At 47.6% G+C, this 25,957-nt stretch carries 29 protein-coding genes; all 29 read right to left on the reverse strand.

Annotated features, from left to right (window positions below; translation table 11 throughout):
• Nucleotides 1-303: 303 nt before the first annotated feature.
• Complete coding sequence (locus tag ACHZBG_RS14830; RefSeq protein ID WP_320130241.1) at nucleotides 304-711, reverse strand: hypothetical protein; 408 nt, start codon at nucleotides 709-711, stop codon at nucleotides 304-306.
• On the reverse strand, nucleotides 708-1,736 hold the full coding sequence (locus ACHZBG_RS14835) for a reverse transcriptase domain-containing protein (RefSeq protein WP_320130242.1): 1,029 nt from the start codon (nucleotides 1,734-1,736) through the stop codon (nucleotides 708-710). The genes ACHZBG_RS14830 and ACHZBG_RS14835 overlap by 4 nt, the downstream gene beginning before the upstream one ends.
• A gap of 286 nt (nucleotides 1,737-2,022) precedes the next feature.
• Complete coding sequence (locus tag ACHZBG_RS14840; protein ID WP_320130243.1) at nucleotides 2,023-4,302, reverse strand: hypothetical protein; 2,280 nt, start codon at nucleotides 4,300-4,302, stop codon at nucleotides 2,023-2,025.
• A gap of 40 nt (nucleotides 4,303-4,342) precedes the next feature.
• A complete protein-coding gene (locus ACHZBG_RS14845) occupies nucleotides 4,343-4,654 on the reverse strand; it encodes a hypothetical protein (RefSeq protein ID WP_320130244.1) in 312 nt (103 codons plus the stop codon).
• Nucleotides 4,655-4,662: 8 nt separating this feature from the next.
• On the reverse strand, nucleotides 4,663-8,076 hold the full coding sequence (locus ACHZBG_RS14850) for a phage tail protein (protein WP_320130245.1): 3,414 nt from the start codon (nucleotides 8,074-8,076) through the stop codon (nucleotides 4,663-4,665).
• Between the two features lie 16 nt (nucleotides 8,077-8,092).
• Complete coding sequence (locus tag ACHZBG_RS14855) at nucleotides 8,093-8,458, reverse strand: NlpC/P60 family protein (protein WP_320130246.1); 366 nt, start codon at nucleotides 8,456-8,458, stop codon at nucleotides 8,093-8,095.
• Nucleotides 8,455-8,916, reverse strand: a complete 462-nt coding sequence (locus ACHZBG_RS14860; protein ID WP_320130247.1) for a hypothetical protein — start codon at nucleotides 8,914-8,916, stop codon at nucleotides 8,455-8,457. Before ACHZBG_RS14860 ends, ACHZBG_RS14855 begins: the two co-directional genes overlap by 4 nt.
• A complete protein-coding gene (locus ACHZBG_RS14865) occupies nucleotides 8,913-9,263 on the reverse strand; it encodes a hypothetical protein (RefSeq protein WP_320130248.1) in 351 nt (116 codons plus the stop codon). The genes ACHZBG_RS14860 and ACHZBG_RS14865 overlap by 4 nt, the downstream gene beginning before the upstream one ends.
• The gene (locus ACHZBG_RS14870; RefSeq protein ID WP_320130249.1) at nucleotides 9,256-13,110 is read right to left on the reverse strand and encodes a hypothetical protein; all 3,855 of its coding nucleotides are present in this window, start codon (nucleotides 13,108-13,110) and stop codon (nucleotides 9,256-9,258) included. Before ACHZBG_RS14870 ends, ACHZBG_RS14865 begins: the two co-directional genes overlap by 8 nt.
• Before the next feature lie 223 nt (nucleotides 13,111-13,333).
• The gene (locus ACHZBG_RS14875; RefSeq protein WP_320130250.1) at nucleotides 13,334-13,732 is read right to left on the reverse strand and encodes a hypothetical protein; all 399 of its coding nucleotides are present in this window, start codon (nucleotides 13,730-13,732) and stop codon (nucleotides 13,334-13,336) included.
• Between the two features lie 54 nt (nucleotides 13,733-13,786).
• Nucleotides 13,787-14,584 (reverse strand): hypothetical protein, encoded by a 798-nt coding sequence (locus tag ACHZBG_RS14880; protein WP_320130251.1) that lies wholly within the window; start codon nucleotides 14,582-14,584, stop codon nucleotides 13,787-13,789.
• Nucleotide 14,585: 1 nt separating this feature from the next.
• Complete coding sequence (locus ACHZBG_RS14885; RefSeq protein ID WP_320130252.1) at nucleotides 14,586-14,963, reverse strand: DUF3168 domain-containing protein; 378 nt, start codon at nucleotides 14,961-14,963, stop codon at nucleotides 14,586-14,588.
• The gene (locus tag ACHZBG_RS14890) at nucleotides 14,963-15,340 is read right to left on the reverse strand and encodes an HK97 gp10 family phage protein (RefSeq protein ID WP_320130253.1); all 378 of its coding nucleotides are present in this window, start codon (nucleotides 15,338-15,340) and stop codon (nucleotides 14,963-14,965) included. Before ACHZBG_RS14890 ends, ACHZBG_RS14885 begins: the two co-directional genes overlap by 1 nt.
• On the reverse strand, nucleotides 15,337-15,654 hold the full coding sequence (locus ACHZBG_RS14895) for a hypothetical protein (RefSeq protein ID WP_320130254.1): 318 nt from the start codon (nucleotides 15,652-15,654) through the stop codon (nucleotides 15,337-15,339). The genes ACHZBG_RS14890 and ACHZBG_RS14895 overlap by 4 nt, the downstream gene beginning before the upstream one ends.
• A complete protein-coding gene (locus ACHZBG_RS14900) occupies nucleotides 15,651-15,995 on the reverse strand; it encodes a hypothetical protein (RefSeq protein ID WP_320130255.1) in 345 nt (114 codons plus the stop codon). The genes ACHZBG_RS14895 and ACHZBG_RS14900 overlap by 4 nt, the downstream gene beginning before the upstream one ends.
• Nucleotides 15,992-16,420: a hypothetical protein gene (locus ACHZBG_RS14905; protein ID WP_320130256.1), complete on the reverse strand. Its 429-nt coding sequence runs from the start codon at nucleotides 16,418-16,420 to the stop codon at nucleotides 15,992-15,994. Before ACHZBG_RS14905 ends, ACHZBG_RS14900 begins: the two co-directional genes overlap by 4 nt.
• 85 nt (nucleotides 16,421-16,505) lie before the next feature.
• Nucleotides 16,506-16,913: a hypothetical protein gene (locus ACHZBG_RS14910; protein WP_320130257.1), complete on the reverse strand. Its 408-nt coding sequence runs from the start codon at nucleotides 16,911-16,913 to the stop codon at nucleotides 16,506-16,508.
• Between the two features lie 11 nt (nucleotides 16,914-16,924).
• A complete protein-coding gene (locus tag ACHZBG_RS14915; RefSeq protein ID WP_320130258.1) occupies nucleotides 16,925-17,845 on the reverse strand; it encodes a hypothetical protein in 921 nt (306 codons plus the stop codon).
• A gap of 1 nt (nucleotide 17,846) precedes the next feature.
• Entirely contained in the window at nucleotides 17,847-18,413 is a 567-nt protein-coding gene (locus ACHZBG_RS14920; protein ID WP_320130259.1) for a hypothetical protein, read from the reverse strand.
• 227 nt (nucleotides 18,414-18,640) lie between these two features.
• Nucleotides 18,641-19,615, reverse strand: a complete 975-nt coding sequence (locus ACHZBG_RS14925; protein ID WP_320130260.1) for a phage minor head protein — start codon at nucleotides 19,613-19,615, stop codon at nucleotides 18,641-18,643.
• The gene (locus tag ACHZBG_RS14930; protein WP_320130261.1) at nucleotides 19,605-20,963 is read right to left on the reverse strand and encodes a phage portal protein; all 1,359 of its coding nucleotides are present in this window, start codon (nucleotides 20,961-20,963) and stop codon (nucleotides 19,605-19,607) included. The genes ACHZBG_RS14925 and ACHZBG_RS14930 overlap by 11 nt, the downstream gene beginning before the upstream one ends.
• Complete coding sequence (gene terL, locus ACHZBG_RS14935) at nucleotides 20,960-22,531, reverse strand: phage terminase large subunit (RefSeq protein WP_320130262.1); 1,572 nt, start codon at nucleotides 22,529-22,531, stop codon at nucleotides 20,960-20,962. Before terL ends, ACHZBG_RS14930 begins: the two co-directional genes overlap by 4 nt.
• Nucleotides 22,528-23,052, reverse strand: coding sequence for a phage protein Gp27 family protein (locus ACHZBG_RS14940; RefSeq protein ID WP_320130263.1), 525 nt, complete (start codon nucleotides 23,050-23,052; stop codon nucleotides 22,528-22,530). The genes terL and ACHZBG_RS14940 overlap by 4 nt, the downstream gene beginning before the upstream one ends.
• 3 nt (nucleotides 23,053-23,055) lie before the next feature.
• Complete coding sequence (locus ACHZBG_RS14945; RefSeq protein ID WP_320130264.1) at nucleotides 23,056-23,358, reverse strand: hypothetical protein; 303 nt, start codon at nucleotides 23,356-23,358, stop codon at nucleotides 23,056-23,058.
• A complete protein-coding gene (locus tag ACHZBG_RS14950) occupies nucleotides 23,359-23,667 on the reverse strand; it encodes a hypothetical protein (RefSeq protein WP_320130265.1) in 309 nt (102 codons plus the stop codon).
• 171 nt (nucleotides 23,668-23,838) lie between these two features.
• A complete protein-coding gene (locus tag ACHZBG_RS14955; RefSeq protein WP_320130266.1) occupies nucleotides 23,839-24,309 on the reverse strand; it encodes a hypothetical protein in 471 nt (156 codons plus the stop codon).
• On the reverse strand, nucleotides 24,309-24,704 hold the full coding sequence (locus ACHZBG_RS14960; protein ID WP_320130267.1) for a hypothetical protein: 396 nt from the start codon (nucleotides 24,702-24,704) through the stop codon (nucleotides 24,309-24,311). The genes ACHZBG_RS14955 and ACHZBG_RS14960 overlap by 1 nt, the downstream gene beginning before the upstream one ends.
• Before the next feature lie 105 nt (nucleotides 24,705-24,809).
• A complete protein-coding gene (locus ACHZBG_RS14965; RefSeq protein WP_320130268.1) occupies nucleotides 24,810-25,442 on the reverse strand; it encodes a hypothetical protein in 633 nt (210 codons plus the stop codon).
• A gap of 21 nt (nucleotides 25,443-25,463) precedes the next feature.
• Nucleotides 25,464-25,949, reverse strand: coding sequence for a S24 family peptidase (locus ACHZBG_RS14970; protein WP_320130269.1), 486 nt, complete (start codon nucleotides 25,947-25,949; stop codon nucleotides 25,464-25,466).
• Nucleotides 25,950-25,957: the final 8 nt, after the last annotated feature.

Consider the following 25,957-nt stretch of genomic DNA (forward strand, 5'->3'; position numbering starts at 1 on the left):
CGGTGTTTAAACGCTGTTTAATCAGTTCTTAGCCTGAATGTTTAATAAACTGTTGAATCCAGAAGTATATGAATCTAATAATCCAGTGGAATATGAAATAAACCAGCAGAAATAGCGAAATCTGGATAGTACCCGGTGTTTAAACGCTGTTTAATCAGTTCTTAGCCTGAATGTTTAATAAACGATAAACGCTGATATAAACATAAGGAATGCCTATCCAACGTTAAATGACGAAATATTTATAAACGGCCTATAAACGATTTCGCGAAATAGGAAAGGTAGAATTGCGAAATAAATAAGATTTTAGAAAACCTTATTTATTGCCTCTCTCGCTTTCTGTTGACTATTAATAAACCCTGGATATCTTTCTTCAAGTATAGCTTTCACTTCTGGAAGTTCTCCAACAGCCTTTAAGGTTCGATAGTCTGTTGTGTCCAGAAACCTATGGGCATCTTTTATGGCTATATCATTTATGCTTCTTTGTTCTTCCTTTTCACATGCATCGATGATCAATTGGTAGTTGGTTTTTACATATTCAGCAGCGGCTTCAGGCGAAGCAAAAGAGATTGGATTTGTAAAATATATATCCCCCTCATATTCAACCGTTCCCTCCTTTTCTTTCGGTTCCATATTTGTAAATAGATGAAAAACAAACTGATTGCCAACATTGAAAATCTCGAATTTTTTTAATGATGAAATTGTACCCTTCATTTTGCTATCTCCTTTATCTGATACTTAATAATTGCCGAGTCGATACGGTTTGCCATTAACTTGCAGTCTGAATGGATAACCAATCCCCTTCTAGACAACAAACTTCTTGCCTGGCATCTACTGACAACCTCTCTTTTCTCAATCCTGTTCAATGATCGGTTGATAGATAGGCTAATTTTTGCTCTTAAGGTTTGGTGCCCATCCCTATAGGTTTTATAACCAAGCATATCAACAGGACAGTCTGCCCATTTCCAGATCCGGATGGCACCTCTCCCATCCAATTTTACTTCCAGCCCAATATCTCTTACTTTTTCTACTAACTGAAGGCTAAAAGCCTTTGCTTTCTTTTTTGAAGAGAAAAAAGCTACAGAATCATCCATGTATCTTAGGTAGTGCTTGATTGCTTTGTCCTCCTTAATCCAATGATCAATAGGGGATAGATAAAGGTTGGCCACCCATTGAGACAGATATGAACCAAGCATCAAGCCTATATCTTTCCTATAAAGGCATTCATGAAAGAGAAGTAAAATTTTTTGACTCTTTACATGTTTTGCAAGCCAGTTTATCTGTTGATTTATATTGATATTTTCGTAGTACTTTTTAATATCCCATTTGACGGCATATTTTACAGCCTTACTTCCTGTATGAGCCCAGTATCTAAGCAACCTTCGGCCATATTCGATACCCCTGCCAGGCAATGAAGCCAGGTTATGCTGAATCATATAATTCATCATGAATGACTCCATGCCTTGGACCAATGCATGTTGGACTATTTTATCCTTCAGACTTGGTGCATCGATTGTTCTTGTTTTGCCAGTATATTTATCTATGATCGTAAAGTGTTTTGGAGGCGAAACCCTGTAGGTACCATATAAAACATCCTTGCTCAATTTTAGCAGGTTTTCATCATTGAGGTAATATAAAACAGCATGGGTTTTCCTCATTCCTTTTATAGCCTCTTTCCTTGCCAGACAGAAATTCTTGAAATCGCAAATTTCTTCTAATGTTACATTCCATCTCTTCAATTCAGCATCCTTTTGCACTCAGCGACGTTCGTTTCCTACCAGCCACCTTAGCTTGTGCGATTTTGGCCTTGGCCAGGAATTCTTAGACTTTCATAGGATGTCCCGGTCGCCATAGTTGATGTTCACGTTCGACGGCGAATAATTGCCATTCAAGTACCACGGACCGTAGTTCGCCCCGTTGTTCCAGTTGCCGAAACGCGCAATAACCGCGACCTGCCCAAAAATCCCTTTCATAAAAAAATTCCAGCTTCGCTGGGGAGTTACGCACTCCCCAGCCCCCTCCGAGCTACGCCGCAAGCGGCTCCAAGGAGATGCCCCGGTCGCCATAGTAGATGCCCACGTCCGACGGCGAACAACAGCCATTCAAGCACCACGGACCGCAGCCCGCCCCGTTGTACCAGCTGCCGAAACGCGCAATAATACGCACCCCTAGATACTCGGCAGAAAAGTAATAAATATAGTCGCAGTAGAAAGTGGCTGTGCTTGCCCCCGATTCCCACGGTATCCAGGTAAACTTCCCGTCTCTTCTCACTACTTTTACAGTCTTCAGATATCCATTGGTGATGAATTGTATTAAACCCAGATCTTCCCATCCGTCTGCACCGACAGGGTTGCTGATTAATCTACTCTTTTCAGGATCCCAGCAAATATACCAATTACCATCAACCCTTTGTTTTCCGCGCTCGAAAGCGTAGACGTTTGCCCAGGCATCTGCTAGACCATAGACATATACATGGGATCTTGATTCTGATCCCCATTGAAGGATGTATCCACAATCCATATCTATGGAATCGAGTTGCTCCTCATCAACAGATTGTCCCCAAGTTACGATGGTATTCCCAAGCACACTGTTAAATGCGTTCCCATCCAGATTAACTTGGGTATTTATCCCGTCCTCAAGAGCCTCAGTGGAAAGAACTTTACGATTTGGTGCAATGCTATTGTTTGAATAACCGGTTCCGATCTGAGCAATCATGCCAGCGTAGAACTGAGATCCCCATGCATTGGATACGATGATTGAGGTAGCACCGGTCTGTGCGATTGTACAAGCCGCGGTTGCATTAGTCCCGGTATAAGGCATCCCGCTTGAAATTCCTGCGCCAACCGTTGACTGCCCGTTTAATGAGCCGGTTTCAACTGCCAATAGATATGTCCAAACATCGTTGGTTGTGAAGTGCTCACCCATCCAGTGGGTATCGGGAGTCAAGTTGTTGTATAAGGTATCAAAGCTTAGGCAGGAAGTATTGGTAAGGGGAGCAATCCCTGATTTCCAGCAGGCTTTTCCAGCCGCATCCTTTCCTGTCTTGATCGCGGCAATGACAATTTCCTCCCTGATGGTACCATCCGCTCTTCTGAAAGCTGGCATAACCTCAAGGCCAGGAAGCTTTGAATCGGAAACCTCGATATACCGCCAGTCAACGCCATCAATTGTAACGATTTCATCACGGCCAAAGTAATATCTGAAGGCGGTGCCTCTATGGTAGAGTTTCTCGCCTGCTCCATTGAGTTCAGCCTTCTTGGAAACCCAGGTATCATCACCCTTGTAACAGACAATTTTTCCCATATCGTCTAATAGACACCGTCTGTTGTTTGCCCATGGAGTCAGGGGGGAAAAGTCACTCTTTACCGGGTTTACAGATCCTGCAGCCCTTGTAAAAGTAAGGCCGATTCCTGAACCTGTTCTCTCAACAACACCATCAGCAACCCTGATCCTGATTCCATACCGTTTACCGATCGAAGCCGAAACTAATGCAGCCAGACACTGGTCACGATATTCCAAGGCCGTAGACTCACTTGATGCTGCATTGGTTTCAGATGTTCCCGCATTGGTCTCTGAAATCTTTGCGGCGTCTTCAGACGCCTTGGCTGCATTCTCGCTTGCAAGTGATGCAGTGGCAGATTCGCCTGCTGCTATCTCGCTTAAGCCAGCAGAATTCTTACTTTCCAAGGCTTCTCCAGCACTTAGTGCCGCACCCTCTTCTGATGCTAAGGCGGCTCCTTCAGAGCTTGCAGCCCCTTGGGCAGACAAGAGAGCTGCTCCCGCGCTATCCGAAGCGTCGCTAGCTTGTTGCCCTGCGATGAGTGCCTGCTCTTCGGCGATGGTAGCGGCCGCCTCTGCAGCATCCTTGAGTGATTGGAACATAACCAGGTATTGATCAAGTACGGTAGGTACTACAGGAACGATAGCATCAGGATTGAGATTCTCTTCAACATAAACAACGGCAGGAGCCGAAACCCATTTCTTGGTCAAGATATCTTCGACAACCTTCTGTGCATAAATCTGGATCTGCAACCGACCCGATACCTGGGTAGCAGTGATTCCCGGTACCCAAGAAAGCTTTATCAGATTGTCTTCATAAACAGGAGCAAGAAGAACCGGCTCACCCTGGCCGTTCTTGTTCTTTGGCTGCAAATACCAGGTAAACAAAGGATCTGAAAGATCCTCCCCTGCAACAGTCTGGGCAATGCAAAACCGGATACCATCAACCCCGGTCTGTCCACCTATAATGAGATGTGCGATATCTTTTGCAACTATTTCTTTGCCGTTTAAAGTAGTATCAATCATTGTTTAATCTCCGTTTATAATGCTGTTTGTTTTGAAAATGTCAGACCTCTATTTGCAGGATTGATTCATCCAAATACAAGGTTTCTTGGGCGTTTATGGTAAAAACGAGATCTGAATAATTAACTTCGATCGAGAAATTATTTGGATTGTAAATCCTTGCCGGAAGGTATACCCACGCTCGAATAACGACATCCCCGCCATAGGCAAAGATATCTGAGGAAGTAATCAAATATTTCTTTATGGGTACACTCGGAGTCAGGTCATCATACGGCTCATAATAATTCCCAAGCAAAGGACAACCGGAAAATAATAAAACTAAAATAAGTAACAAAAAAAGGATCGTTTTTTTCATGTCTTCTCCTATGGAACAATTTTGAGACTTGTCCCGTCTCTCCAAATTCTATTCGATTCAGCCGGAGCGGAAGTCGGTAGGTTATTTATAAAAAGCCTTTCTTTTGTAGCATCCCAAAGAGAGACATCAAGGACTGAATACGGAAAGGTTGCCGCACCCCCGAAAGAACTGAATTCCGATTCAACGAAGTTATATCCCCCATATTGATAGTATTCATCAGTATCGCCGCTTTCATAAAAAGTCCCCGGTTTTGTTATAAGTTGGGAAATTGTGAGAGTAGCAGGATAATTCGGTGGGCTATTGGAAAAATCCTCATTGGCTACTAGGCATCTTCTGATAAAAACTACTGTTGAATTGTCTTGCATTGTGAATGTGATTGTCACATTGCTCACATTGAACTTTGCTATACAATACGGATAGCTCGAATTGATTCTTTTTGTTATTGAACCTTGGAGATTCGTTATCGTACTGTACTTTACTGAAGCGATTTGTGCACCGTTGATAGTCCCTGAAAGTATGAGCGAAACCTCAGCAGTTACGTTTGCAGCAAGGAAGGAAAGCAGTGCATTTGCCGTATCAAAATCACCCTGGGGATATTCCGTATCACCACCCAGGACAGTCTTCAGGGTGATTGTGTCCAGTTGCCCATTGAAGTTTCCTGACTCAGCATCAATCTGACCTTTTAGATACAGTTTCCTTTCCGAATGAACCCATTTCAACCCATTTCCATTGTCGTAGTCGCCGATTGTAATTGACTTAGTTGCAGGGTCAATCTCAAAAATCTTGTCAGCTCCATCGTATACATCAAAACGAGCTACTCCGGTTTCATCCCCCACATCATCTTGCATGATCCGGGTCCTGAATCCGGTAGTTCCGTCGCCGGTACCTATCTGTACATTCCTAGCGAGAAGAGAGTCAGTATAAAGTTTTGCCGTATAAATCGTGGTACCAGTTGAACGCGCCAAGACGTTCGCGTCCTTGGCAGCAATTCCAATATGATATGAATCGGTTACATCCTGCCAGGCAGTCCCGTCATAACTTAAGGTATGACCAAAGAGCACATTGTCGAAATCATATACACCTTCACTGATGACAGGTGAATACAGGAAGAAATCACCTGCTTTTGGGTCTTCAGGATATGCAGATAACGTGTCCAAGTATGAACCGGATATACTGACAGCTTTCGATGCCTTTGGCGTGAGCAAAGGTGCCGAGAAAGTAGTCAAGCCACTATCTGACCTTTTGGAAATTCCCGAATCGTAAGCAGGGATTACCGTTGCATCACTATATATTTCTGGGGCATAATCACTTGCTGTAATCTTGCAGACGCGATTGGAATCCTGAGTTATCTCAGTGATCAAAACCTTTAAGTTTTCCTTTGTATATGTACCGATTGCTACGAGGTCCCCTATGCTCATATCGAGGTCTGCAGGAGTGGTGAGAGCAAGAACCCTGCTATCCCCTATCCTGGTAACGATTGGCAAGGAATCAATGATTGTGGATAAAGTCCTGATCTTGATTCCATAGACTCCACCAGCTTCCATCCTGACATAGCTGTCCAGCCTGATATGTGTGACCAAGCCTTCTGAATTGAGTACCAGGTCAGCAATTCTTCCCTCACCAGTACCAAGCAAAAAATGGTCATTCGAAAAGAGGACTACGTCTCCCCTGGTACACAGAATACCCTCGATATCGCTAGACCAGGAGAAGGTTCGTTTTCTCCTTACTATTTCCAATAGCCGGAACCTTCCGACTTTTGCGACATGGGTAGCGTCAGTAACCCCAAAAAGAGTCACTTCTGTAGTCTCTTCATCGCCCATCAAGTCCTGGTCAAAGACAATCTCATTATTGACTATAGAGACATTTCTCTCCGCTTCTTCATAGCCGACCGAAGCATCGACAAACTTGAGCTTGAGAAGATCAGTTGCAGACGAGAACTCTTTCTGCATCGAAAAGTCTGAGGCATTCCGGGGAGTAAACATCTGTGCAATATAAGGGTTAGCTTGGTCAATCCGGATCCCGATGGAATCGGCAGACCTTCGCAACTCACACATATTGCTTTGGGCAATGAGATCGATGATCTGCCCTATCGTATAGTCGCCGGTTACCCAGGCGTCGCAATGGAATTCCATATCCTCGCAGTACTGATAGAAAGTCTCGAACTCCGGCCAGACGATCTGGGAATCGGAAACCGGCCTCGGATTTACCAGACTATCCGTGAGTAGGTAGAGTATTGCAGATGCTGGGTTTCGGGTCTCTACTTCGGTCCAGTGAGATACTCCTGACCCTTCGCCATCCCAGGCTCTTGTCTTGAGCGTCCCCTCGACATTCAAGCTGTCGATAGTCCCGTTAAGCTGATCCGTTGCCTTGATATCAATGGCCATTAAACGGTAATTCAATGGGTTGAGAATGGGGGCTGTCGATCCTGTCGTCTTATTGCTCGTGAAGCTCTGAAGCACGTCGAAATAGACCGTGTCATTATATGAAGTGGTATCGCCTGCCTTATTTGTCCTGGTAACCCGGATATCATAGGAACCGTCTGAGGATCCTGCCGGGATAATCTCATACATCTTCCGCCAGAGCTCAGTATTCAGCGTCAAGCTTTCGTTCGCAAAGATATTCCACGATCCGCTAGGTACTCTCCATTCAATTTTCAGTCCGATCGTGACGGTCGTCTTTTTATTGTCGGCATATTTATAGAGCCCATTAGGAGCGGATATTCCGATATTGATCTTTGTAGTACCTGATGCAGTGGTACGCTCGATAGCTGTCCCTGTACCGTCGGTATTTGCAAGCTCTAATCCTACCTGGCTTTCTATAATTCGCAATGGATAGAGAGTAGAATAATCAAGCGAAGTAAGGACACCAGTATATTTTTCTATTGCTGTATCCCCGATCTTGATTGTATCGAGATCCAACGAAACATTTTTATACCCGAAGCAGAATAGCTGGGTGAGGAACTGCTGGTTCGTATCATAATGAGTATAAGGAAGTGCTGCATGGTCAGGGTATATCCTGTACTGTCCTAGAAGGATAGGAAGCTGGCCGCTTTTTCTGGCTGAGTTGGTAGACCCCCTCAGTGATGGCGAGGTCTGTATCTTTCCGATGGATGGTGTCGATGTCAGCCATTTATATAGCGCGATGCCTCCGGCTATGATAAAGGGAGTTGCAATCATCAGACCAGCTACAACAATGGTCGCGATCACCGCTGCACTGAGTCCTGAAGGCACGGCCCTTACAAGGACCATCGACCTATCCTCGACGATAGTCTGCAGATCCTCTACAAGGATTCCATCGACAAATACCTGGCTGGTAACCGGACAACGGAATTGCTCCAGCAACTCACCTATGCAGGCGCAGCCATGGAGTTCATGATCGATATATTCACCATTGAAAATGTTTGTGACGATGCGAAGCTTCATAAAAACATGCTAGCATTTATACGATAGCGAAAATCCCAGACCTATAGAACCCTAGGATCCTGTCGGCAAGCTTTTTTTCCGGTTGATAAGAGGGACCGGCAGCAGTCATGTGCAAGATCCCGCCTTGGTAATAGATTCCTACATGCAAAAGATACCCATACCCTTTCATGTGGACAAGATCAAAGTCGCAAGGATCCTGTATCTTTGAGAATCCTGCCATCGCTTCGCCCGCCTTGGCCTTATCCTTTATATATGAGAACTCAGGCAATAGAAGTCCTGTCTCTTCGGCCAAAATAATCCGGGCAAAACCCCAGCAATCGCATCCCGTTTCCGATCGACCCTGATCTGCATAGGGAATTGCCAGGTATCGTACAAGATTCATCCGAAAAGCCCAGGGAATTCAGTTGCCGTGTAAGCAATCCTTGAAGCTGAGAAACCGAGACGACTCTGTTTTGAAAGCTCGAGCTTCAGGCTTCCGTCTCCGGACGATGTCAAGTTTTCAAGATTGTAATCGTATGGTCCATCGATATAGACCGATGGATCATCGAAACGGATATAGCCGATTGCAATTGAGACAGGATCTTCAGTCTCTTGCAGGACATACATCAGATCCCTGTCGACGTCTTCAATGGTGACAGTACTTGTCCCGTCATCTGACTGTGGATCCGGTGGGGAGAAGTCAAAACCCCTGGGAGAATAAACGGTACCGGAAATATTCACACTGCCATTATTATCGACAAAACAGAACTCTATGCCTGTCCCGGTAATTCTCAAGACGCTGCAAAAAATCTTTGCAGTCGATTGCGCAAGCAAGGCTTCCTTGGTCGTATTGGTGATCATATAAAGACCTCCATGCTCAAGGAAACTGAATGCTCCCCGACCTGCACTTGCTCACTCTTCCAGTCAGTGATGCGCGCTGTTACCCAGTTATCGCTTACAAAATCGTGATAGTTAAAGATCAATGCCCCATCGGCAATTTCTTCATGGTGCCACTTCATGAAAGCATCGAGTTGTGCGTCATTATAAGTAAGAGTCCCCTCGATATTCATGACTTCTGCTGACCTGAGCGGACGTGTCTTTGCCGGGCCTCTCTCGGGCTCGAAGCGGAGCACGTTACTTTTTTTTGATAGAGACCAACCGATTTTCAATCCCGGGAGATATTCGGGCCAAATTGGTGAACTAGGCATGTATTCCCTTCCTCTTTATTCCATATCGGTTTCCCAGGGACTTGTCATATCTGCCTTCGCTGATTTGCTTGTCGATGGTTTTGCCGATGATGATATTGTATTCCTTACCGTCTTCCGTCGCAGTCTCTTCCTGGGTCACTTCCGCGCCGGTATTGTTGATCACGTTTACCGTGACGTTTGAAGATGTACTGCCAAAACTGGCCTCTCCTTTGCGGACGCTTTCAGCCATGGGGGCTGGCAAGATTGTCTCCCCCTTGTGTACCAACGAGAGCATATCTTCCGGAATGTAATTTGCCCCGACTGCAAAGGATGGCAAGGGTTCGGCCTGTATCTTTGCTATCTCAAGCGCACCGGTCACACCGGCTGCAACGGATAGCCCCACTCCTGCCCATCCTCCCGGATCTGCAAGGGCCTTGATGATGGCAGTTGCCATGTTCAACCCTGCCATGAAAAGGTTCAATTCCTTTTCTCGCTGGGCTTGCTCGATTTGCAACAGTTGCTTTTTCTTATCTGCCTCATCCTCGATTCGTTGTTTTTCGATCGCGTTGGATTTCTCCTGGGCAAGTTCCATGTCACCGGCTTCGACTGCTGCCTTGTATTCGTCCTGCAACTTCTCCATCTCGGTCTGGTCCTGCAATCCAAGGGCTGCGAGCTTTTTCTCTGTCTGTTTGTCAATCTCATCCAGCTGCGCATCGGTCTGGGCGGACCACAGATCCTTGAGGTCTGACGACAAAGTGCTCATGTAACTTGCGATGCTTGATACAGTATCCTTCCAGTAGTCCTTTATCTTGTCTGTCTGTTCTTTCTGGAGTTGTTCTTCCTTGGTTGCATAATAGGTATTGATATCGTCGAGTTGCTGCTGGGTGGCCGTATTGTTCGCAACCTTGGCTTGCATCGCTTGTAGGGCCTTGGTCTTCTCCTGTTCCATAAGATCGAGGCGAATGGCAGTAGCGTCTCCGAAGGACCCGGCGGCCTCAAGCTCCTCGGCTTTCTTTTCCTTGATCCCATCCATCTGGTCATTCAGGAGTTCCTTGGTTTCCTTGGCAGCTGACAACCTTTCCGAGATAAGCTTGCGATCAGTCTCTTTGCGAAGCTCCACTTCCTTGGAGGAAGATACTTTATCATAGGCATCGAGCTCTTCCTGCGTAGCCTTATTGTCAGCAACCTTCTGGGCAAGGATTGCTCGCTCGGCCGCACGTTCTTCCTGCAGGACTTCCAGTTTTACCCTATAGCTTGCCTCTATCCAGCCAAGGCCTTCAAGCTCAGATGCCAGGGATTGCTTCACACTTGCTTGTTGACTACGGAGCGTAGACGCAATGCTATTTTTCAGGGACTGCTGATATTCCTTTTCTTTCTTTTCCTGATCCTTGCGAAGCTGGTCTTCCTTGGTTGCGTAATACGTTTTTAGATTATTGATCTCTTCTTGTGTGGCCGTACTGTTCGCAACCTTGGCTTGCATCGCCAGCAGGTCCTTGTCCCTCTCCTGTTGTATGAGGGCAACGCGGATGGCGGTAGCCTGGCTGAATGAACCGGCGGCCTCAAGCTCCTCGGCTTTCTTTTCCTTGATCCCATCCATCTGGTCGTTCAGGAGTTTTTTGGTTTCCTTGGCAGCTGACAACCTTTCCGAGATAAGCTTGCGATCAGTCTCCTTGCGAAGCTCCACTTCCTTGGAGGAAGATACTTTATCATAGGCATCGAGCTCTTCCTGCGTAGCCTTATTGTCAGCAACCTTCTGGGCAAGGATTGCTCGCTCGGCCGCACGTTCTTCCTGCAGGACTTCCAGTTTGACCCTGTAGCTTGCTTCTATCCATCCAAGGCCTTCAAGCTCAGATGCCAGTGCTTCCTTTGCCGAGGCTTCCTGCTCCCGTTTTGATTCGATGATCTTGTTTGCCGCGTCCCGTGCGGACTGTGCTGCATCATTGTCAATTTTCTTTAAATCAGAAGCAAAGGCGATGTCCATTGCCTTCAGCTCGGAATTGGCAGCAGCATTACCGGATATGCGCTTCCTTAGTTCCTCGATTGATAAGGTAGTTGCATTCTCGCCTTCCTTGATAAGCATGGCATCGGTGGCAAGCTTTTGGATTGCTTCTTCTTTCTCTTGGACCAGAAGGCTCCTCTTGATCTGTGCTGCTTTTTGGTACTCACCGGATTGTTCAGCCTGGTCGGATTGTAACTCCTTGGTTTTCTTTTGCCAGTCGGTTGCCGCGAAGGTAGCCGCTACTATTGCTTTTTTATTTGCATCCGTCGCATCGGTATTGACCTTCAACCCCTGGGCCATTGTCATGATCTGGGAATATAGCTCAGGATAGGATTGTGCCAGATACTCGACGCTGACAGCTCCGGAATTGACTGCCGTTGCAGCAGATAACACCGCTTCTTCCAGACCTTTTTGCGATGTAGCAAGATCACTTTGTCCTTGTGCTAGATCATTCGTAGCATCCTTGAGACCTTTTTCCCAATCGACTATTGCTGATTTTGAACGGAGAGTGAACTGCATCAAGGATTCTTTCAAGACATCGTAATACGTTTTCTCAGAGGAACTCATAGTAGCTTGCTTTTCAAGCTTTTTTATCTCTTCTCGGACGGCGGAAGGTCCCTTGGATACGGCAAGTGAGTATGCATCTTGCCTGGCCTGTGCCTCCTCAACCGATTTCTCATATTTCTTGATTTCACTGGATGTTTCGTCATATCCTTTAACTACTGCAGCAAGATTTTTCTGGACTTCAAGGCCCAGGATTGCCTTACGAGCTTCCAATAAGTTCCGTTCGCTCGTTGTCAAGTTGTCGGTATTCCCGGCTAGCTGTTTTGTCAATTCATTATATCCGCCAGTAGCTTCGGACAGTTGCCTGGTAGCCGATGCTAGTTTTTCGCTCGGATCCTTTGCAGAACTGATCAAGACGGTAAGGGCTGCGACCGATCCAAGGGCAATCCCGACCGGTCCTTCGACCATTGCCATCGCAACAGCCAGTGCTATCGTCGCGGAGGTTGCTGCCTTGGCTGCATCCGGCCAGGAATTGAACATCTCCATGACATCAATCCCCACTCCAAGGAATGCAGAGGCTGCCGGGATGAGAGCATCCCCAAGCTCAGCTGCCAGGTCATCAAGCTTCTGCTTTGCTCCCTGGGAAGAGTTCGCAAAACTATCGCTGGTCTTTGCAGCATCGCCCAAGGTATAGTCATAGTCCTGCCAGAGCTGCACGTCTTGGTGTAGGGCATTCTTGCTCTGCGATACAACTCCAGAGAGCACAGCCTCTTGCTTCTGTAGGTTTGACATCTGGTCCCAGGTCTTCCCAATGGACCGTGCATAGTCGCTCTGGTTGATGGTTGCGACACTGATCGAGACACCAAGTCTACGCAAAGCTTCGAACTGGAAGGAGAGCCCAGATTGCATCGCAGCCATTGCTTCGGTGATCGGGACGTTTGAGAAGCTTGCCAGGTCATTCGTGATTCCGACGACTGATTTTGAATATTCTGCGGCCGATGCGATGCTATCGCCATATCCGGTTCTCAGATCCTGCTGGGTAGATAGAAATTCCTTGGTCGCAATGATACCCCTATTTGTTGCGCTTGCATAATCCTTTACCCACGCTGTGGTCTGTGCCTCGACTCCCTTGAAGACAGTATCAAACTTGTTCTCGAGCTCTGTCGCGCGGCTTGAAGCTTCCAGCAAGGACTTGACCAGCATCCCTGAGATGATGGTCTTCGAGACCCTCATGATACTGGTACCCATCTTTTCTATCGAGGATCCTGTCTTGTCGAGTTTTCCCCTGGATACATCAAGGCTCTTGTCCAAAGCCGAATTGTCCCCAGTGATTTTATATATTAAGGTCCCGAGCAGGTTATCCATCATTTACTCCTTGAAATCACCCCGTCCGCCATTGCTTCTTGAAGGCCTTTGTTCTTCTGCTTCTGCTTCATGATCCAGCAGGATGCGTAATCTTCGGCTGAGACATAGGGGATGAGCTTTGCGATATCGAAAAGGTCCAGCTCTTCATAAAAATAGGCGGGCGTGATGTATGACCACGTCCGCCCGAAGACTGCACTGAGTCGGTCATAGTCCAGGACGCCCTCTACTTTTTTTTTTGGTCGACGGCATCTTTGCAGAGACATGACTCGACAAATGCCCTTACGTCAAATTCGTCGGTATTCTCCTGCCACCAAGCCTTATCGTAGCTATATCCATTTTTCGTCAGGATGTTGCTGAGCAGGTCATCGTACACGGCAGCCTTTTCCTGGGCAAACTTATCAACGGTTTCCGTAAAGGAGGTCGCGGAATCGACACCTTCCGGGGTCGATAAGTCGAACTCCGAAAGCTTGCGAAGCATCGAGCCCATCTCCTTTAGATGGTTTGCATATCTGACGCGCACTCCCGTGACGACACGGGAGATACGAAACGTCATGTCTGCAACTTTTATCTCAGCGGTTACGCAGTTCTCTCGGCCGTTGAGATCAAAGAAGCGTTCTTTCATCTGCGGCCCCCTCTCCCATATCTGACAGATTTTACAGGCATAAAAGGCCTCCTTTTATTCCACGCCGATTTCGTCGACGATATCAAGAAGCTGGCTACCCTCTGCACGATCAGGATCAAGCATGCCCGAAATCGTGACAGGCAAAGAGGCTGGCTTATCTGCATCTGCTCCGGGGAAGGATAGCTTCAGGCTCCCATCCAACAAAGCGGAGTACAGAGTCACCTGGTACTTCTTGCCGTCTTGCATCTTCAAGAACCGCACGATCCTCGGTGTGATCTCCACCACGGGAGCACCCATCTGGACACTCATCGAAGCCGCTGGAGTGTACCCATAGGTCACGTCAATTGCAGTGCCTGTCGGTGCATCTGCATCACTGATCATGATGATTCCCCATTTTCCGGATGCATCAGATCCCTGTACATAATCGGTTCCCGATACCAGGACGGTCGCGCCAGACTTTACCGAGGCCAAGGTCTGTTTGGTTCCATTCGAATTCTGCCCGGAGAGCAGATACAATCTTCCGATTGACCACCCCGCAGCAATCGACTGTACGACTCCAACGACAGGATCCCCCGCCACTGGAGTTACGGTCATGACTCCTCCGGTCAATTTGTTGATGACGTCCATGCGAATCTGATAGAGCTCCGTCGTGGCCTTTGCTGCCATGTTCTTCACATAGTTGAGCACGGTCTCTTTCTTTGATCCTTGGATGTTGATCTTGTCATACGTAATTTCAAGATTTGAATCGGTGTCAATTGGCAAAACGCCTACGTCTTGCAAATCCGCAACACTGTCCCCTACGCTTACTGTGCAACCTGCCGGAAGGTGCACTCCTACATACTTACTTTCCATGCTACTTTCTCCTACACGAAAATCTTATATCGATGGGAACCTTCCAGGTCCCGTCCTCCACTCTCAGTGCCTTGGTACGTTCTGCAGTTACAGATTGAAAATATGTTTCCCCCGATGTGAAGCTCGTGAAAATAAGGGCGAGTACGATTTCCTCAGCGATGTCGCTTGCGCTGTATTGGTCGGCTGCAAACACATCAAGCTGCATCCTTGGCTTGGCTGTCGATATTTCCCGTTGGGCGTTGGGGGAGATGTCCTGCAGCACTGCAAAAGGATTTGTTGCAGTTTCAGGTGCAAGCCCGTAGAATATCCGCGTACCGAATCTTGCGGTCATATCGGGGTTTGCTTTAAGATGCTCGAGGTAATCTTGCGCATACTGCATCACTTGTCTCCTGTCTGAAGGTGTTTCTTGAAGATTGCAGCAACAATAGGTATCGATTTATCGAAACCAGCCCTCATGTAAGACCGTGCTTGCTTGAATTTGGTGCCATACTCGACATGGGCTGCATACTCCACGTTCGTACCCACCACTGCCTCCCCTTCTTTTACTGATCCCTGGATGGTGCCGTCTCCGCCTTCTTTCGCACCTGTCCCTGTTATATAACCAATCGACCCCTGGAGGTGTCCTGTTTCCCTTGGACAAAGCGCAACGCAGTTCCCTTGGACTGCAACCGCTGATTCAGTCAATGCTATGTCGCGCAATCTTTTTACGTCTTTTTTTACTTTTTCAGAGTTGTCGACGAATCGTACACTGCTCATGCGTCACGCTCCTTGACCCAGACTTGGAGATGATGCCCCGCACCTCCTGCGTCTGAAATCGGAGGGATGACTTCATATCGGGTCCCCTCGATCTCAAGGATGTCAGAAGTAAGCAGATCGGTCTTGTCCATGAAGACCATGTGGGTAGCTTCTGTCCGTATCTTCCCGTTGGTGTATTCCCGCCCGCTTGATGACTGGATCCTGCAGAGAACCTCGCCTATCTTGTCCAGGGAATCCACTGATCCCCAGGCTCCTGTTGCCGGTGTCTTCCTCAGTATGTTTGCAGTCTTGTCGAGACGACTTTCAAAGCTCATGAAAGCCTCCCATATCGCCTGATCTTCTGTACCGTTGACTTGGGATAGCCCTTGATCAAGTCTGCGGAGAGCGATATCGAATAGCCCCCGATCATCTCATACGTGGAGCCCACGTTTCCCCTCAAGGTCAGGATCTTGTAGCTTATCATTTCGGCGGCAGCCATCTTTGATCCTGCGGGATATATGATATCCCCGTTTGCATCAGTATCGAAAGGCTTGTTGCGAATCGAAAGGTAGTCGTCCTCGACGACCAGGATGAGCGCATTGATCTGCGCATCGATCTTATTATCGGTGATTCCCGTGAGGTCCTTGTACTCTTCCAAAGTTATGATCTTGCTCATGCTTTCATCTTACTTTTTTTGGGCTTCGCGAATTCCGATGCCTTTGCATCTCTCACCACTCTGAATATGGCTTGGAAAATTGTGTCGAAATGATATGCGAAAGACTCATGCTGCGGGGTATAGATGGTCAGTTCCCGCTCCCCTCCCTCCATGATCATGTGTATATATATAAGTAGATGAAATGCCTCATGTGCGATTGTCGCATAGCTATCGCGTTCATCCCAATCTGCCTTCGATATATATGCAAACAGATGATGACCTCCCCCTGCCTTTTCTGATGTCTTCACTGCATATCCACGATTTGTAGAAACATTGATATCATCCTTGACGCCATGTTTTTTAAGTGACTTGGAGAATTCTTTAGGCGTACCGAAGGTTACCGTAATGGGAATATCGGTCATACGATCATGTGCGGTCCTTGTCATTGTTGCTTCCTTTTGAATAGGTATTTAACAAGCATTCAATAATGGCCTGGGTTTCCCCAGGCCGCATATTCAAGGTTCGTTCGGTTTACCTCGGCAGATACTTGGGGTAAATGGTCACATAGCCGACGGCAGCATCGTCATCGCAGGTAACCGTCACGCTGGTGTACCGCAAGATGCTGGGAGGCAGTACATAGTCAAAGATGAGATCCTTGTCTGCATACGCCTTTGCCCCCGCAACTTCATAGGAAAGCTTTGCAGCCAGTGAGTCGCTCGCATCACCTTCATTTACGGTGATCGTCAGCTTCTTTGTGTCTGCGATCGACACGGCCCCGTTTGCGACTACCTTGATGCATAGGGCACCGTTCTGCCCGCCTTCGCCTGTATCGAGTACAGCCCCGACGACACCAGCGCTGGCGCTGGCCAGCTCAGTCTTCTCGTGATAATCCTCTCCATGGACCCGAAGGTCACCGGTAAGGCTCTTACTTGCCATCATACGATGCTCCTTTACGCCAAGACGACGTTTGCGAACAGGCCATTCGTGCCCTGGTTATACGACGTGGTGATCGGTACCTGATCCCAAGATCCTACGGCCCGGCTGATATTGGTATCATTGACCGTCATGCTCAAGGCGTTTCCCTTGATTGCCCTGATGTATTTCATAGACTTGGGATGCGTGATGATCCTCGTCACCCCGTCTTCCCCCGCATGGGCATCGGCCAGCATGTCCTCGATCATGTCGGCAGTAGGCTTATGCGTGTCGTCGATGTTTACGATTGCACCGATGCACTTCGGGTTGTCCAGCAGGAAATCAAGATAGCTCTTGAAGTCCGCTCCGTAGCAGATTACCCCATCAGCCTTTCGCTCATAGGTTCCGCCACCGCATCTGATCAAGGTATCGAACATGGCTCCCTGGCCGAATCCGTTGGGGTCGTACAGACCGCAGAAGTTGTCCTGGGTGAAACGGGCCATGATGATCGCATGGCCTTGTCCGGATCCTCCGGCGCTGACAATGTTACCTACTTCTTTTGCATAGGCAACCATCAGGGCGATGACCTGGCTTTCCACACTCATTGCTGACTTGCGGATGATCAAGGGACTTCGATCTGCAAGATACGATGCAAAGGCATCCGTACCGCGTCCGTAGAGATCAGCAAGTTTGTCGACAGGAGCCTCGATCTTGAAGCCCATGATCCCCAGGTCCTCTGTCTTCAGTGCAGTGGTGACATCTGCAGAGGGAAGAGGTGCATCCATGGCAACCAAGGCTGCTTCACCGATGCTTTCGATTTTCTCGTATGCATGGTGCAAGCCTTTGTTAGTAGGATAGAACTGTGCGATGTCAAGCACGGGTGCATTGACTGTGATGTCATCGACCTGCTGTGGCTGTGCGACCGCATATTGTGCGGCGATTTCTCTCAAGGTAGCCATTCTACTTTACCCCCAGGATAGTTTTGAAGAAAGTCTTCGAATCCACTTTCCCCGTTACGTGGTCTTGGCCGGGAGCACCGGTCTGGGCAATTCCCTTCTTCGCCGTTGCTATGGCATTGGCCTTGACCTCTTCGACGAGCTGGGCAAGCAATTTGCCATTCTGCTCGACTTCTTCCGCTGTTGCCCCTGCAACCAGGGGAAGATACTTTTCCTCAAGCCCGGCTTTCGAAAGCTGCAAAGTGCGGTTTTGCTTTACCAGGCTATCTTGGAGATCCTTGAGCTCAGCCGCCTTCTTCTCGTCATCGGACATCTTTGCCCGTTCCGCTTCCTTTGCAACCTTTGCCTGTGCTGCTTTCTCGTCCTGCAGGGCCTTGAGTTCCTTCTTGGTCTTCTCAAGTTCCGATTCGCCCTCGGCCGCTGCCGGTGTTGCCTCAGGTTGTTTTGGATCGGTGGCCACCAGTGTGCCCTCGGCCGCTGCCGGTGTGGTTGCGCCGCCAGCTCCCCCATCATCGGGTGCAAAAAAAACATTCGGGGCCAAAAGCATAGACAGTAAATAAAACATCTTCATGCCGTCTCCTCCTCTGGAAACTAAAAACTATTAGTACCCCAATCGTAGCAGGTTTAAACTGCCTGAAATCCTAGGGGTAATTCGATTGACAACTGCTTTTTGCAAGCGTTGTGCAAGCCTATAACCCAAATCTTTGCGCAGAGGTGTTTATAAACGTTTATAAACAGGGGGTAGCAGAAGAGTTGCATAATTTGATATCCATGCAATTGCCTGCCTTACAGCGGGCTTTATGCCACCTTTGTCTTTTGTGTGACTTCCCACTGCTCGAAAGTCTGATACGCGGTGATCCCGTCTCCTCTTATGTACCGTTCCCCAGGGGGGTATCCCTTTACTTGCGATCGCAACCGGCATCGACAGTTGACATCAAAGGATGCAACTCCCGAATGCAAAGGTGCGGATACAACTCCAATGCCAGGGACATCCCAGCCACCTTTTGCCTCATTCCTTTCCTGGCCGTCGAGAGCAGCATGGGCAGCACGGGTTCTGCCATCAAGCGTCGCATCCCAAATCGCAATGACGTCGCAGCCAAGTTCCCTGGCTTTTTCATATGCAGCGTCTTGGCCCTCTACGAGAACCCTCTGACCTTCAGTCCTTGCCACGGTGATAGACCAGGCTGCCATTCCCTTATTCCCATAGATGGCCTTTGCCCGCTTGACATCTACTCCGATATGATTTGCGATCCGCTTTGCAAGTACGGGGTAACTGTCACCCCTGATGATTGCCTGTCCCAGGTCTTTCCTGATTGCAGCGATCGCTTCTTTCTGTGGCATGGAAAGCATCTTGCTTTTTGCGAACTTGTCATACTTTCCCTTGATCGCCCGCTCTACCGCAACCCTTGGGACAAGTCCCCAGGACAAGGACATACCACCTGCCTGATCGATGATATATGCATGGCGATAGAAGGAGGCCTTGTACATCTCTTCGGTCAGGTCCCTTGTGTATTCGGTTACCGAGGGCACTTTTTCTTTCAGGATCGCTTCGATATCATCCTGCAAGGAAGTAAGCCTGTTCGCCTTGCTCATGGCAGCGTTGTTAAGCTTTCCATCCTTTGAGTAAGTCTTGTATATCCGATCAAGCTTGTCTCGGCATTGCTGGAGCACGATGCCGTACTGCCTGACTATCTCTAGCTCCCCTTCATCCATGAGCTTTGCCAGCTCTACCTGGGTATTGCCGTACAACCTGGTATAAAGATCACGCGCCATAGCCTTCCAGAACCTTCTTCTCGTTTATATTGAGAGTCGCCTGTGCCTCTTCTTCCAGCCGTGTTTCTTCTGCACTGACATCTTCGATGACACCAGCCTGGTTCAGTTGTTCCAGGAAAGTCCTTCGCGAGACGTAGGGTTCTATCTTCGTGGCATTATCGATGGTCGTTGTGGCTTCGGCAGGAAGGTTTCTCTTCCATGAGATCGTGATCTCGTCGCTCTTATATTTCACAGGAATCCCTGATGCGGGAATCTTGTCATCCTCGCCCTTTCCTTCCAGCCAGTTCAGATAACTGCAGATCAGATGCAACCGTTTTGTCAACCCGTCATTGAAACCTGACTGCTTATCCCCTGCGACCATAACCTCGAATGTCGCATACAGATACTTCAGGGCCTCCCCTGATTGCTGGGCCATCGCCTTGCTGTCCGAGAGATTCGGGATCCCGCTCATTGAGTAGATCAGGTCCTCGATCTTTGCACGCAAGACTTCACGCCCTGCATAGCTGTTTTCTTTTACTAAATAGCTTACCTCAGCATCACTATCCAGGTCATCCAGAATCCTCTTATCCCGGATTTTTGCAATTTGCTCATCATCAAGCACGGCATTTTTCAACAGAAGCAAGGCATCGGCGAACTTCCCATCCTCATCCAGCCCGTTAGAAAGGATCTCATCATGGGAATCGATGAGGCCAAGCACACACTCGATATCACCCTGGCCTTCCTCGTTGTTCCTGAATTCTGCGATTGGTACCTCTCCGAACTGATGATGTATAGTCTTGCTTATCTTAAGGCCATTGTCTTTTCGGGTGAACTTCTCGATCCTGTCCTTGTAGTAGACATCGACATGCCTTTCGGTATCGTTGATTGTATAGAAGTTGATGGCAGCTCCCATCTTTGGCTTTATATCGGGGAGGTAGACAGGAATGAGTTGCCTTGCCGGGATCCTATAGAACTGCGGAAGGGCATCGGGGTTGTCGATGAAAAGGACTTCAAAGGCCGAACCGTAGGTCGCCTGGTCCCTTGCAAGGCGGATATCCTCTGTCTGCTCGTCGTTGAAATCGAAGACTCCCTTGATCTTTTCCTTCAACTTTTCATCTGAGTCGGGATACTTGTAGGTTATGCAGCCTTCTTTGAACATAAAACCGAGGGTGCTCTTGATGAGCTTTCTACCGAAGGGGATCGGTACCTTATGGTTCCTATCCTCAGCCAGGATGGACGGATTGTTTCCCTTGTAGTATTTGTCCAGTTTGTCAAGCTCGACATTCCACTGCTCCTTGGCGGCAATCGCCTTCATTATTTCCGTCTCTGCAAGAGTTCCTTTAAAGTTATAGGTATAAATAGGGATCATAAGTTGAGCTCCTTCTTGACATTTCTTCCTTGGTTTTTCTTGCTTGACAACGCACTTGTCCCGAATGCGCCCTTTCCTTCCGACGCAAGCACGGCGTAATAAAGCGCGTCACAAAGATCGTCATACCCCGCAGCGGGGAATCCTACTAATTGGTCGATGAGGTCTTCATTACCGGGGCCGAATACTATTATTCCGTTCTCGACCATCGGGCTGATGTACATGAGTCTCTGGGCTTTGCTTCCACGCCCTGGGTTACGGCCACGAAGAGGCAGATGGATATGTTCTTCCTCAGCCTTTTCGATTACATTCTTTTTATATATGTTCTGGAAAGCCACGCTCTCCATAAGGGCCCTTCTGTATCGGAAGAGCTTGTATCGGTCGATGAGACGTTTTGTGAAGGTCTCTGTCGATTCCTTTTTCCCGTTGCTCGATACGACGAAAAGCTTCTTGTCAACAGAGTCTTTGCCAAGATCCACCACGGCACTCATGTCGTGTGCTCCTGTCGCGGGGTCGATACCCTCGAACATTGTCATCCCTGTCGGTATCTCCGAAACCTTTACCCTCACTATCCAGGACGCCTTGAACATCCGATCCTCATCGGAAAGAGGCCGTGACAGATATTCCTGTGCATAGGCCAGGGACCCAATATCCGATTGCAATTTTTTGAGGTCTTCCCAACTGTAGCGCTCCGGCCAAAGCGGGGTGCCAGGCTTCCCATCCTTTCCCGGGATCTCAGCGGAGAAGCGAAGGCCTATCCAAGTTTTCTTTCTTCCTTCCTTAATGTCATCCAGGAGTCTCGAGGGAAGATCATCTTCATTCGTGATTGTGTTTACCACGATGATCAATGCTTCGGTACCCAGGGGCTGGATAGTCCTGTTGAACCATCTGGATACCTTGTCCCTGATCACGCTGCTTTCGGCTTCATTGTCCTTGAAAGTATCGTCAACTATGACCAGGTCCGGGCGGTACTGTTTCTTGCGCAGACCTCTGAGCGATCCTCCCTTTCCCCTGGCAGTTACGGCCGTTCCATTGGATAAGAAGAGAAGTTTCTTGTTCCATGTAGTCCCTTGCAGAAGGCCGAAGTCATCGATGATCCTATCATTCTCTTCTATGGCAAGCCGGATGTTCTCCATCTGCAGCTGAGCATCGTCACTGCTGGCTCCAACAATGATGATAAATCTGGACTTCTTGAAGAGTAGTTGCCAGAGAGGAAAAGCAAAGGTCATCCTGGTTGACTTACCATGACCACGGGGCTCCACGTCAATGATGCCCCTCAGATTCTTTGATGGGCGGAATGTGCACTGGAAATCCTCTGGAACAATTTCTTTCAGCCTATTTGCTTGCTGTTCAGTCAGTTCGCGATTTTGAATTACGTCATATAGGATCCTCTGATATTCAGCAGGTTTGCAAAAGAAGTATTCATGGAGGTAGTATTCGCAGAAGAAGGGGAAATCATTTTCAGCTCGGCTCTTTCGTGCTTCCCTTTCTGCCGCGAGGATCTCGTTCTCTGCCGCATGGGCAAGAACTGGGTCGCGGTCCATCAACTCCTCGATTGCACTCTTGCTCATTTTTCTTTTACCTTCAGACCAGCGATGGCCTTCTTCAAACCTTCCAGCAGTTCAGGATTTCCCTGCCCCAATTCCTTGGCCAGGGCATCGTATACGGCAGCCTTTGTCTTCTCCACCCCGTGCTCGAAGCTCAGACGAAACTGTGCAAGCTTTACCTGGTTGTTCATGACAGGGGCCATGCTCTTGAAAAAATCCGTAGTTGAAGCAAAGTCGAGTTCCTGCATCTGCAGGATCCTGTCATAGAACATATTCGCCACCATTGAATTGGCAGCCTCTGCAAGTTCGACGTTCGTCCCCTTGACTGCGCTTACTATTGACCGCGCCGATTCGGCAGCGAGCTTGTACTTCTCTGCCTTGCGTTCGGCATTGGTATAGCAGTTGCGTACAGCCTCGCGTCCGATATCAAAACCTTTCTGCTGGAGATGGTCGGCAATCTCCTGGTTCGTCATGTGCTGCTCATCATGCAGCCTTACGATTTCCTCGATCAAACCGAGTTGCTCGGCTTTGCTTTTGCGTCCCATGCCCTACCTCCGGATATGGACGCCATCATCTTTGATGGTGCCATCTATGAGGTCTTTGCCGAGTGCGGTGATCCGATAGTTCAGTACTCGGTCATAGGAGCTGCCAAAAGGATTGGGGAGGCCCTTCTCACTTACATATCCCTTGTCGATGAGATAGGATATTTCCTTTTCGATATCTTCGGTACGCGAGTATTCATAGAAAGTCTCGAATACACTCTCCCTGCTGATCTGCTCAGGGTAGATACTGGCAAGAAACTGCAGAAGGTTTCCCCTGAGTTCTTTTTTCTTGACAACGGGAAGTTCCATTTAGCTCTCCTTCTTTGCAATCAGTTCAGTGAGGTGCAAAATATTCTGGTTCATGTTATTGAGTTCTGTTCTCCAGCCACCGAACTGCTGGAACATGTCTTCCTTTGAGACGCCATGCGTCTGCAGGTAGGCAATCTTTTCATCCTGGGTACCATCGGTTTCCTTTTGTTCATCGATATGCTTTTTCAGCTGAAGCTTTTGCTCCTTGACTTCATCGCGGTATTGGCGAAGCAACATTACGATGACGATCAAGAGGAGGATGACCAGGGCAGTCGGTCCAAGATCATTTACTATCCCAAGGAAATCCATCACGCACCCCTATTGTCATCAGAGCATCCCAAGCGTTCTCTGATATTCTGGTCGATATAGATATGGAAGTTTGTTTTCATCAGTTTCCTCTCTCCTATATATATGGAAGGGTACGATAAAGAAGGCTCCTGAAATCCCAGGGGTTCCGGAGCCTTCTTTTGGAAGAAAGAGTTAAGGCGGGTTTGTCAAGAAATAGGTGAAGGATGCAACAATGACCAGGATAGTCGTGGCGATTGCTATGTCAGTCTTGATTCGGGATATCTTTAAGCTTCGAACCATATCTGTGTAGCCAGTCTGCAAGTCTTTGAGTGTTGAGACTGAGCTCATCAATGTTTCCTTGTCCTGAGTCGATAGAGTCTCCAATCTCTGCAAGCGCAGTTCTCGCTCTTGAGAGTTCTTTTGCAAGAGCTCTATACTGTTCTGTATCGGAATCATGGAGACCTGCAAGTCTTGCGAGTTCTTCTTCACGCTGTCGAAGTCGATCTGCAAGTTCTTTGTAATCCGCTCGTAGTTTGTCAAAATCTGCTCGAGCTCCCCGAGAGGAGTATCTGCCTGCAAGGAAACCGGCAAGAGCAGCAAGAGCAACAACAACCCAGCCAAGATGATGAGATGAGAGCCATTCCTTGGTTTTGGCAAACACATCAGTTACCTCCTGTATTTAGGATGGGACTGATATCAATGCCCTGGCGATTCGACCACCATTTCAATATACGCTTTGCCGCTTCCATGCTGACGAAATATTGGAAGAGGAAAACCGCAATGGTATGGATCAGGTACACCCACACCGAGGCAGGCCTTAGCCATGCCATGAAAAACAGCAGCGATACGATACATGAGAATGCAAACCCTGTCAGCAACCCGAGCCAGGATGGTATATTCCAGGGCGTGAACTCCTTCACCATATCCTTGTTTGCCTCTGTGAGTTCTTCTGCAGGTTGCTCATGGGCTTTCTTAAGCTGACGCTTCAGCACTTCCATGAGAAACACGACGACCAGTCCGGCTCCAACAATCGTTTTTAAAAGTAATTTCAAGTCCATAAAAAATCCTCCGATTTACTACAGGGTAGCAAATTTGGAGGATGGGAAATCCGAGGGCTGGATTCTATTAATTAAAATTAACCAATAGTCGGTAAAGAATAATTATTAAATCAATGCATCAAGGAAAATAATTTTCCCGCGATCTCCAATTTCTTTAGAATTTCTAGCAATATAATAAATAAAAGCCATACTTATACCAGGATCATTATAAAGACAGATAATTGTGTTTTCTGTAACCCAATACCTTTCAAGCCCATTCCAGAGTTCGATTGAAGGAAAAGTATCGCTTGAATTTGCAAGCTTCAAAAGATCTTCATAGTTTCCTTTTTCTAGGCCTTCCCCATATTTTTTTGTTATTCCAGCCTTGATCTTGGTTATTCTTGATTTGTTTTTCTGTTGATAATATTCGTCCATCGATTTTTTATATTCTTCCATACCTTCAGAATAATCGAATGTATCATTAATTAAGATAGTATAACTAGCCGAAGCCAATGTATTATCATCACCAAAATAAAAGTGAACCTTATCGAAATATGGGTTGTCTTTGAGCTCGTATTCGTATTCTTTATATCCTTCATAATCAGGAGATTTTCCCTCAGACTTGGCTACATCTTGCATTGTGTCACCCCAATTTGAATTCCGAAAATCAGGAGTTTCTTTGTTTGCAGTTGCCGAGATAGATTCAATTGATATAAGCAAACAAATACCTAATAACAATGCAATAAATCTTTTTTTCATACATTTACCTTTTTAATATTTTCAATAAGGATGATGATGTAACCACCCAATTACTTTGCCAACTAATACTACACGGTCACAATCGACAATCATAGGCTCATAGCGATCGTTCTCGCTTTTTATCGTAACTTTTCTATCGAACGGATTGAACGCTACCCTTTTTATATATACCTCGTTATCAACGGTCAGAACATAGATTCCATCCCCTTCCACCTCCCCTTTTGCAAAGAAGGCCATGTCACCATCAAAGAGTTGTATGCCTGTCATGCTATCTCCCCTGACTTCCGCTGCAAAGACATTCTCTTTCTGCCATGGCTTTATGAATCTTCCCAAGATAGGCAACCTCTCGGCCTCTATGAAATCCGCTTGCGTCCAAGGTTGTCCTGGACCAGCAGAAAGACGCTGAGTAATTATAGGAACTGATAACCCCCCGTCAGGTATTTCCTCGCTGATTACGGCCCCTTTAAAAGATAGGTAGCTATCGCCTTGCTCTTGACAATAATGCATTTTTGGTT

This window comes from uncultured Sphaerochaeta sp. (genome assembly GCF_963676625.2).
In the GTDB taxonomy this organism is placed as follows: Bacteria; Spirochaetota; Spirochaetia; order Sphaerochaetales; family Sphaerochaetaceae; genus Sphaerochaeta.